The sequence below is a fragment of the Vibrio ruber DSM 16370 genome, from assembly GCF_900163965.1.
In the GTDB taxonomy this organism is placed as follows: domain Bacteria; phylum Pseudomonadota; class Gammaproteobacteria; order Enterobacterales; family Vibrionaceae; genus Vibrio; species Vibrio ruber.
Window position 1 is genome coordinate 1 of record NZ_FULE01000021.1, and the last position, 10,495, is coordinate 10,495.

The window sequence follows — 10,495 nt, forward strand, 5'->3', positions numbered from 1 at the left end:
ACATCAGAGGCTTCCATACCACCGTACTTCGATTTCCAGTTATAGTAGGTTGCATCAGAGATCCCGTATTCGCGGCACACTTCATTGACTTTCCTGCCGGCTTCGACTTCCTTCAGGATCTTGACGATTTGCGTTTCTGTATAGCGTGATTTTTTCATCATGCACTCTCCGTTTATTTCAGTGTAAACGGAAAAGCCCTATTTACCAGCGTCCATTTTTTCGGGGAGGGTTACATCTGACTTCTGAGAAACACCAGATTCCATCCCCCACGCTGTTGGTACATAAGAGTCAAGTATTCTAACAATAGCTACTGGATCCTTTGAAATTAGCCCTGCCACATAATCATTTACATAGTTATTCCGTACATACTTATTTAATGTATAGAATATTGTTGGTATGGATTTAGACGTTAGTTTTGTTATATCTTCAGTTCGTTCAAGAATTTCAGATAAAATTTTCCCCAAGTGCTTTCCAATATCATCTATGCAATCTTCAGAAAATGCATCTTTTTCTGGTTTGCTTTCATCTTCACGTTTTAACCATCTAAATACTTCGAGTTTAAAATCCAGTGTCGATGATAATTCGATGCAGGTTTTAGCCAAATCAACACGTTTAGGTTTAGGTATATTTTGAATTAAATCACTGATCAACATAGCCGCCTGAGAGAATGGGGTCATCCAACTATATAACACCTCAGGATTTGGAATTTCTTCACTTTTTTGTGCAATAGCAACAGCCAGTGAAAGTGAGGAACTAATACTTATCTTACCTGCTTTATTTCTCAATTTTTTTATTAGTGTTTCAGCAGAAGCGGCACTTAGCATTTCATTTAGCGGATTGCTTTCTATATCGAAGGATTTATCCCATTTTTCAACATCATCGCATAAAGCCTTAATTGCATTATCTGATATGTCACCTCTTGGGATAGCGTAAGTAAAATATCTAGAGTAATAGTTCGCGGAGCAAATCCTCTGACCATTATTCCATTGATCGTACCAATCCGATCCATAGCTCATGTTTCCATAGACGGATTGAAGCTTTGGGAACATATTTTTTAATAGGTCTATAAAGCCTTCTTTGTTGATGTTCTTTCCACCACTAAGTGCGTCATCTATAAGTTTTCTTATATGTTCCTTTTCAGTGTCATTGTTAGAGTATTGGCTATCTCTGAAAGTGCCCGTAAACAGCGTTTTATTTGATCTCAGCACCTCATACAGCGAAGGGCAAAAGACTCTTACCCCCTCTAAAAGCATTAGATCTATTGGATTTACCTCTCCTTGTAGGATTGGCAAAGAGAACATTAATGTATTTCCATAAAGTTTGGCTTTTCTTGGAGTTGTTAAGCAATCATCGAATGCTGAGCTAAAGTCACGAACAAACTCCTGGACTTGTTGCTGAGAGAGTGTAATTCCTGCAATATTTATTGCTTCATCAACTCCTTGAAAACAAAATTCTCGCAGCACTTGTTTTTCAACGGCTGGTAAATGCAGGGGAACCTGAATAATTTTTTCAAGAAAAGCTTCACCAGCATTTTCAGCAGCACTAGAGTAGCGTTCTTGCAAAGATGCGGCGACAACGTCTTTATCAAATGCCAGGATGTATGATGTATATTTAAAATCTGCTGTTAACTTAACTAGTCTAAACAGTGCATGAATTTCAGTCTTTTCTAGCCTATCGACATCATCGACTAGTATTAGAACTCGCCTTTTAGCTAATTCTAACTCGCTTTCTATTCTCTTCTTAAGCTCGTTTATATCTGGCCCAGAGATAAATGCTCCAAAAGCATCTCCCGCTCCCTTTGCTCCCATAAGTGCGCCAGCTCCAGGAGCTGCTTTTTTAAAGAAGTCCTTAAGCTTATCCCCAGTTTTAATTAATTCTGCATCTAGCGCTTCTGCTATGTCAAAAAAGAAACCAGTTAGTAACTCATCTTCTGTACCGAAACGCCAAGGATTGAACTTTATGCATATTACGTTCTCATCACTTTCAAGTGACTTTTCGATAAAGTTGAGCACAGATGTCTTACCATCACCCCAAATCCCGTATAGCCCAATTACGATACTACTGGGATCACTTCGCTTTGATATGACTTGGGCCACTCTCTGGGAAAAGTTCCAGCGAGAAAATCTATCCTGGTCTTGGTCGTGTATTGGTGAATCAGATGAATAGTTTTTATCTTCCATATCTATCCTAGGGCTTTGGGCTTAAAGCGCTATATGATGATTATTTTGGTCTATCTTGCTTGATCTTGATAAGCAACTAAACTCAAACCAACCACCTATGCTATTACTTGCTTATTAAACAATGATAACACGGAATACGGTAGGTTTCAGCTAGCTACAAAAGCTAGCTCGCTTGGGAGGCTTCATATCTGATATGTACTAACGAGTAAATGGAGTGATTATGCTCTTTTAACTGCATCCAGCTCATTCTCTGCCTGTCGCATATCATCTATAGCCTCTTTTAAGTCTTCAGAACTTACCGCACCTGCTCGATGAAGCCTTGCCATTTCCTTGTGATGCTGACAAGCGCGATCATACTTTTCTCTTGCTTCCTTTATTTCAGGAGTTCTGTTTATGTTGAACATAGACAACTACCTCATGTGATTGAACGATCATGTTAAACACTACAGTACAAAGATGAGTAAAAGTAAATCAAAGCAGCACGATATAAATTGAGAGATGGTGCAAGTCTAACAACGAATGAGGCAATTTTGTGTTTGCAGGTTAGCAATAACCCATAACTGAGTAGGAAAAAATGGGCTGAAAATTGCCATATTTATGCTTTATGCAGATCACATTATATATTTAATGTAACTTGTGGTTAAATTTTTGACCACAAGTTACTTAGCATTACTTTGTTAAGTTAACTTGCACCTCTTAAGGTTTTACTCGCTATTTTTTCGGCAATAGTTCCATCACTATGCTTTTTGTCTAATGTGGTAGATGCATTAAAAGCAATTGCAATAATTGTTTGTTCTAAGAGAGTTTTTAATAACTCAGAATTATCTTCACCTAATTCTTCAATTTGTTGCTTGTAGCTGTTGTACGATTTAGCCAAAGATTCCTTATGTGAGTATTCGAACCGTAAACGTTGATATTCACTTCGTCGTTTTGAAACAAATACCGTCAGCCAAAGGATAGGTAGAATCAGTGGCAATCTTTTTAACCACGTAGTAGCCATTTCAGTCCAAGTTGTTGTATGGACGAAAGTAATAGAAAGAGGACTCCAATCAACTTTATCGACAACAAATATTGACGCAAGAAAACAAAGTATAACTATAGAAATAAAAAATAGAATAGTAAATATCATCACAGGCCTATTACATTCTTCTTTCAGTTCTCTATATGCAGATGCTAATCCTGTATTAGTAGCTCCTGGAATTAAGCTCTCAATTTGATTATTTAAGGTGTTATATTTATTTTTTTGCTCCTTTTCAAAGCTATCTAATTTTTTTATATAATCATTTATATCAGAATCCAACCCGCCTGTAATATTATCATCTACATTTTCCCCATAAATTTTTACATAGAAATTTCGTAAGTCCTTAAGTATTTTTTCTTGGGAAGTTAGGTTGTTTTCTGTTTTTTCCAGAATTTCATCAGATTTTTTTTCATGATCCTTCAAGCGATTAAAAATAGACGGCTCGCCATCATTTCCTAAACACACTTCTGAGTATGCTTCCGTAATCAATTCGGATTTTTTTGTGCTATCTGTAAGTAGATTTTCAACTTTATCTTTAGTGCTTAGGTCATCACTATTACCATCAATAAGTAATATGCGTACTTTCTCGATTGCATCTCTATCTTCGCAAGTTTTCTCGTAATTAGCTTGTGTTTGCTGTATTAATTTTTGAATTTCGGAAAGCGATTCACTTGCTTTATGTGCAATGTCAGAAATTTTTTCATATTCCTGACTTGCTAACCTTTGTTCACTTACATTCAAACATTCGATAGATAGCCCTTGCGCGGCCATATTAAGTGAAACGGATTTAAATAATGCTGTAACTTGATTTACAAAATCGATTCTATGCGTGTTTATATTGTTACGTTGACTTGCGTTATTCGGCGTTCTCAGCAAAAATGCAATGTCTGTTTTAGCTTTTGATATATTGTTTATCCAGTCAGTAAGCTCTGAAGGGATAATAAAATTAGAATTTCCATTCTGAAAAAAAGTTTTTACGACCTCTAACCACATACGAAACTTTTCAATATCATTGATATTTTTTTTATCATCACTATTAATTACAACTTCGATGTCTTCAATTAGAGTATTTAGGCTTTCCTCTAAACCGTCATTCGCCTCAAGAATGTTTTTTGATTCCATATCTTATATCCCGTAGTCATCAATACTAAGTTTCTAACCTTAAATTGGTATAATCTCGTACAAATTAAAACCTGTCCCCCACAATGATTGGAGGATAAATCCGATTAATAGGATTTAAATAGCTCCAAACTAAGTAGACACCAAATAACACGCATAAGCAATTTAAATCATATGGTTGAATTCAATCAATTGTGCACACCTGTTCATTGTATTAGTTTTGGATTGTCAAACGTAATGGGGCATTTTGCGCTTGATGCTGCGTCAGTACTCTCCGAATCCTAGATTTAGCTTAATTGTTTAGTCGTCACTATTACTCTGTAGCAACTTCTTATACTTAGATCGCAAGTATGCCTTGAGAAGGCGGCAAAAAACCAACCTAACAACGAAACCTACGAAAATGTAAATTAGGACACCATAAAGTGCTTTGTTGTCAAAAAATAAGCCATATAACCCAGAAAGTAGAACGCCAATAAACAGCAAGTTAATTACTATCGACATGGGATGTACTCTGCTTACAGCATCAACCGTAAAGTCTAATTGATCACTATCCATGTAATTCACCTCTTATCAGTATTCGCTCAGTTTTTCTACTCAAAAACTGTTAATCTATTAGGTGCATAATGAGGCATCAGAAAACCTAGGTCAAATTGGGATTATCAGAATTCTAATGAGCGTTTACGCTAAATGACTTTGGGGCAAAAAAGAGTTATACAGTCCTATTAAATATCAACCGAAAACTCATACTAACCAACCAATCAAACATCTAGGAAATTGAATTCTAAACAGAGCCCTTATCCCCCATAAATCCCAGAAGAATCTTTACATAAAATTTCTGATTTGGCGTAAACTCGTCAACTACTCTTGGCAGAAGTGCAAAATTTTTTACACACGATCAGCGAGCCGCATTTGCGGCTCGGTTTGATTTAGGCATCAATTGAATAGCTTATCTGAATTTATACAATGAGACTCACAATATCATTAACAGTTTCACCTTATTGACTCACCCAAAAGATACGATTGCCATTCTCATCTTCCACCGGACCCGGTGCTCGCTCACCATGATTTAATGTAATTTGGTCATTCGTCAGGTTACAGAGAAAAGTACCGTCTATCGAACTTTCATCTCCGGGTAAAACAATATAGTGCTTCTGCTTTTCCATTTGCTCTGCTGCAAACAGTTGGTCATAACCTTTCGCTCTGGCATAATCGACCAAATCTTTCGGATAATAAAGCATATGCCGATAACTACTATCGTCCAGACCATAGAGTAATGTCACCATCCCTGCTTCAAATGCCCAGTAACCGAAGAAAGTAGGGAATTTACCTTTATGGCGATTATACCAATAGCAGTCTTTCATTCCCTTATACCACCCTCTCAGGTACTGCTTAATACTTTCCTGCCGCTCTGCTTTTGTCGGAGAAACACCATCTCCTTTGATTGCATCGTAAAGATGTTGGTAGGATTTGGGGAAGGCAAGTAATTCTTGACGAGGAAAGCCAACAATTCCAATTCGTGCCAGTAAGATACTTAAGATAGGATCGTCTTTAACATCCCCCAATATAGTCAACCAGCGACTCAACGGCACCAAATATTGTTGCTTCCCTAACAGAATGGATAAGCTATACAACCATAAAATATACTGAAATGAGTCCGGTTCCCAATATTTAAGAACATCATTAGTATGACTATTTTTATGACTAATATAATATTCTAGAGTTTCATCAAAATCATTCAAAACAGTTTCTAATGGCAAACCAGCAGAATAATCTAATATTGTATTTTCAAAATATGCAGTAAAGAAGCCCCAACTAACACTACATTTATGATCATCATCTTTTTCGGGATCAGTTAGTACTTTTCTTAGCCCCTCATGAGTTAACCTCTTCTGGAAACTTTCTTTTTTACCTATATATATGTCTTCTTCAAGTAAAGGGTCTCTTCTGGTACTCAAAAAATCAGCGCTCATTAATTTATTCCTATACTAAAAGATTCGCTCTAGAGAATTAGCATCTTTATCGAGTGTCGTAACATTTACAACACTACCAGAGTCATCAACAATGATTAACCATTTTTGATACCCTGTAGCTTCTAGTTCCAACAGTTCATCGTCACTTAACTCATCAGGAAGACGTTGCTCTACCCACCGGTTACTCATCTGCTTACCAGAGTGTTTCGTCATAGAAAGAACAGAATCCTTCGCTACTCCATCATCATCTATATACTTCCCAGTATCTGTCCGGTATTTAGTCTCAGTAACAATATACAATGGTGGAGGTGGTTCCCTTCTTACATAGATCCCATCAATGCCCCGCCCTCGGGGCTTATCAGTCATTTTCCTGACACGACGATCTTCAGATAGTAAATTCTCAAATTGTTTATTTTCCATAAAATTATCACTGATAATTTCACCGAAAAGACCTTTTTCTTTATTGGTTGCTTTAATAATTCGAGGCTGAATCGCTACTACACTATCATCCAACCGATGGACAACAACATTACCTGCCGGTGCCAAATGACTGTTATTTAGCTCATCAATCTGTAATTTCAGATGCTTTTCTAAATCATCCAGCAGTTTTTGTACCGGCTCAAGTACAACACCAATCATTTCATCAGCTTTACCACGAATTTCGACAACCGTCTCAACAAAATCATCCAACATTCGACAAACATTTGCAGGCGCAACTGCTTTTACTTTATTGACAACACCTTTCAAAGCATCAGCAGCTTCATCGAACAAACCAAGTAGCTTGGATTTTGTCACCATCGAAGAAAGCTCTTTCAACTGGTCAGCAACTTTGGTCAAGACTTCCCCGGCCTGCTTCTGACCCAGTATTTTCTGTACTTTGGGATCCGCCAGAAAAGATAGGACTGGTTTCATCGCCGGACGAATCACTCTTGCTACATCGCCTCCGGCTTTACGCAGGAACAGGAAGAAAATTTTCAAGATCCCTTTTGCTGCCGAGCCCAATGTCGGAAATAAACCAATCAATGTCAGGCACAGCGCAATCCATGCCCCTTTGTTACTCGAGTCTTCTTTAATATTCTTACAGTTCGCGATTAAATCTCGACAGTCTAATATCTGGTCAACAACGGGGATGAGTCCCAATGCAGCATTAGCAGCAATCTGCCCGGCACTCATATCTGCATTAAAATCTCCTTGAAGCGTTTCCCAAATCCACTGAACCGGCCCCATAACAGCATCTTTTGCTTCCTGAGCTTTCTGCTTGATATAGTCTTCGCCTGCGGTATAAGCATCTTCCAGATTGTCATAAAGCCATTCATATACATCATTGCCCCACATGAATTACTCTCCCAGCAAACTATCAAGGCGATTCACAACCTTAGAAATTGATTCTCTGGGAGTATCAACAAAGGCTTCATCGGAAATATAGTGAACACGGGCAACACCATTGGGTACATTCTCAATTTTTGCATATCCGTCTCCATCAAGAGTTCCTGTTAATTCCGTACCGTCACTCAGAACTGCTTTATATTTTGTACCTGCATATGGCTGTAACTCAGGATCCATATAGAAGAACTCCATGATATGTTTTTTTTCTTCCTGAATAAGAGCCTTAGCATTGAATGGCATCTCCCCCGCAAACCCACTGCCACTCCCGGCACTACCGCCGGAGTTCAGGTTCACCCCGGCACCGCTGAGGGAGACGCCTGACGGGTCAACTTTAACGAAGCTGCCACCGGCTTTGAGGGTGATTTCATTCCCGGCTTCGATGATGACTTGCTCACCGGCTTTAATGTGGATTTCTGTACCCGCTTCATTGACCCACACTTTGCCGGCTTTGACATGCAACTCGCCTTCAATCATCAGCGTCTGGCTTTTGGCGATTTTGGTGCGCGCTTCACCGCTGACCGTGTGATGGTCATTGACCTTGATATGGCTGTAGCGATCATTGTCGATGGTGGTACTTTGATTATGTTTGATATGCGTGGTTGCATCGTTTTCAACCAGCGTGTCGGTATCTTTTTGCGCGTGCAGATAGATTTTCTCACTGCCCGACTGGTCTTCAAAACTCAGCTCGTTGTAACCGTCCCCTTGGTGAGTCTCGGTGCGGATCACCGTCTTGGTTTTGTGCTCCGGCAGCGGATACGGGGTGACGTTATTGGCATTGTATGTTCGCCCGGTGATGATCGGTTGATCCGGGTCGCCATTAAGGAAATGCACCACCACTTCATGCCCGATGCGCGGAATAGCCATCATCCCGTACTGCGCTCCGGCCCAACCTTGTGTCACACGCAACCAGCAAGAGCTTTGCTCATTTGAGCTGCCGTAACGATCCCAAGGGAACTGTACTTTCACCCGACCATGTTCATCACAGTAGATCTCTTCCCCTTCGGGGCCGACCACCGTCCCCATCGTCGGGAACTTGAGGATCGGTTTACTACGCGGTGTCATCTGCCACACCTGATCACCGAGAATGGCAGCAAACTGGTTGGCATATGTGGTTGCACCGCTGCCTCCGGATTCTTCCAGTGCCTGCGGCTGGCTGCCCTGATGGGCGACTTGAATCAGCAGATAAGTGCGATTCATCTCACTGTCGAAGTGCTCCATCAAATCAAACCGCTGACCGGCCTGAAGCTGTGCGTCGTTACTTTTACCGCTGAAGGTATGTGCTTGTCGGCGCAGCGCTTCAAGGCGGATCTGCGTAAATGCCTGACCCGTGGTGTCGTCTTTAAACCGCCCCGGGTGGTCGAAATGTTCATAGTCACCGCGCTGGTAACTCATATCCGAAGCGGTAGCCGAGTGCGTGATATTGTAAGACGGCTTTTTAAAACTGTAATCGCTCAGCTGCACATCACTGACTTGTGTCTGTTTGTGCTCGGTCAAAGTTGAGACGTAGGGTTGCTCAAACACCCCACCGGACAAGGCGTTATACGGCACCGGCATGGCAAGACGGCCGAACCCTTCGGGGTTATCAGTGATGACCAAAACATGCTTGTCTTGCTGATGCTCAAAGCGGTACATCAGCCCTTCTTCAGCCGCCAGACGGTGGAAGAATTCTAAATCGGTCTCACGGTACTGAACGCAATATTCCCGTTTGGCGCACTCACGCCGCACCGAAAATACGTAATCATTGATATTCATTTCCTGAAACAGCACCGAGAGAATTTCCGGCACGTCCAGTTGCTGGAAGATCCGGCTGTTATGGCGCAGCGACAGTCTTTCCAGTGACGGCACCAAGGTAAGTGAATAAAAGGTATGATGGTGACCGGTATCGCCCCGGCTGAAGTTGCGGATAATGCCGTGAACTTTTTGCACGACCTCATGATCGCGCAGCACTTCAAGCAGTGCGGTGCTATCGACCATTTGCTCGAAACTCAGGTCGCTGTTGCGACTGGCAATATCGATGGTATAGCGATAGCCATAAACCGGCTGGCCTTGATCATCGACTGAATCTGAGATGGACTCGATCCCCTGATAGTCACGGACCACCAACGTCTTATCATTGACGCCGTCGATGGTGAGGCGAAACATTAAATTTCTCATGTTGTGATAATACCTATGCCTTGATTGTTAGTGGCTGATTAATTTCAGCTCTGACTAATTGTTCTTCTTCATTATCGTTTTGGCTTGGGGGGGCATAACAGATCTAAAACGAAGATTATACAAAACTCATTGAATAACATCATCTAGTAAGAAGGAAAATTTAACATCAAATTCCAATTTAAGTTTCTATCGGTCAAACAGAAGCTTACCAGACAGATTATTGACACAACTTCCAATCAGAACTAACCTACGTTCGCACTGGCAAAATCCAGTGTCGGGATTGGAACCCCGTTTGATATAGGCATAAAAACATCCTCTCATTGTTTTTGTGAGATTTTGCACACCTGAATATTATGGTGGGCTGGATGGGGCTGACCTCGGTCAGGCCGTTTCCTATGTCACGGTAGTTCCAACTCCGCCAGCTCACCACCCAGGTGTAACCATCCCAGTTTTAATGGCACGATAAGTTAGAGTTTTTCCTGCTGTCGTGTCTTTCCAAATACTCCCAAGGCGTGAGATCATTTAGTGAGTCATGTGGCCTTTCTTCGTTGTATTCCCTCATCCAGTTTTCTGTCAAATCCCGGACTTCATTCAGCGTTTTAAAAACATACATATCCAGAATTTCCGTTCGGTAGGTTCGATTAAAACGCTCAATATAAGAATTT

8 protein-coding genes are annotated in these 10,495 nt (G+C 40.6%); all 8 read right to left on the bottom strand.

Features of this window, described 5'->3' with window-relative positions:
• The coding region (locus tag VR7878_RS07775; protein WP_139344047.1) for a transposase at positions 1–158 on the bottom strand (158 nt) is incomplete at its 3' end.
• A gap of 39 nt (positions 159–197) precedes the next feature.
• The gene (locus VR7878_RS07780) at positions 198–2,180 is read right to left on the bottom strand and encodes a KAP family P-loop NTPase fold protein (protein WP_205409435.1); all 1,983 of its coding nucleotides are present in this window, start codon (positions 2,178–2,180) and stop codon (positions 198–200) included.
• A 218-nt stretch (positions 2,181–2,398) separates the two neighbouring features.
• Positions 2,399–2,584 (bottom strand): hypothetical protein, encoded by a 186-nt coding sequence (locus VR7878_RS07785; protein WP_077334976.1) that lies wholly within the window; start codon positions 2,582–2,584, stop codon positions 2,399–2,401.
• Positions 2,585–2,862: 278 nt separating this feature from the next.
• Positions 2,863–4,323 (bottom strand): hypothetical protein, encoded by a 1,461-nt coding sequence (locus VR7878_RS07790; protein ID WP_077334978.1) that lies wholly within the window; start codon positions 4,321–4,323, stop codon positions 2,863–2,865.
• A gap of 992 nt (positions 4,324–5,315) precedes the next feature.
• Positions 5,316–6,290 (bottom strand): PoNi-like cognate immunity protein, encoded by a 975-nt coding sequence (locus VR7878_RS07800; RefSeq protein ID WP_077334980.1) that lies wholly within the window; start codon positions 6,288–6,290, stop codon positions 5,316–5,318.
• Between the two features lie 15 nt (positions 6,291–6,305).
• On the bottom strand, positions 6,306–7,625 hold the full coding sequence (locus VR7878_RS07805; RefSeq protein WP_077334982.1) for a hypothetical protein: 1,320 nt from the start codon (positions 7,623–7,625) through the stop codon (positions 6,306–6,308).
• A gap of 3 nt (positions 7,626–7,628) precedes the next feature.
• Positions 7,629–9,830, bottom strand: coding sequence for a type VI secretion system Vgr family protein (locus VR7878_RS07810; protein WP_077334984.1), 2,202 nt, complete (start codon positions 9,828–9,830; stop codon positions 7,629–7,631).
• A 451-nt stretch (positions 9,831–10,281) separates the two neighbouring features.
• A partial coding sequence (locus VR7878_RS07815) for an integrase core domain-containing protein (protein ID WP_139344048.1) occupies positions 10,282–10,495 on the bottom strand: 214 nt, incomplete at its 5' end.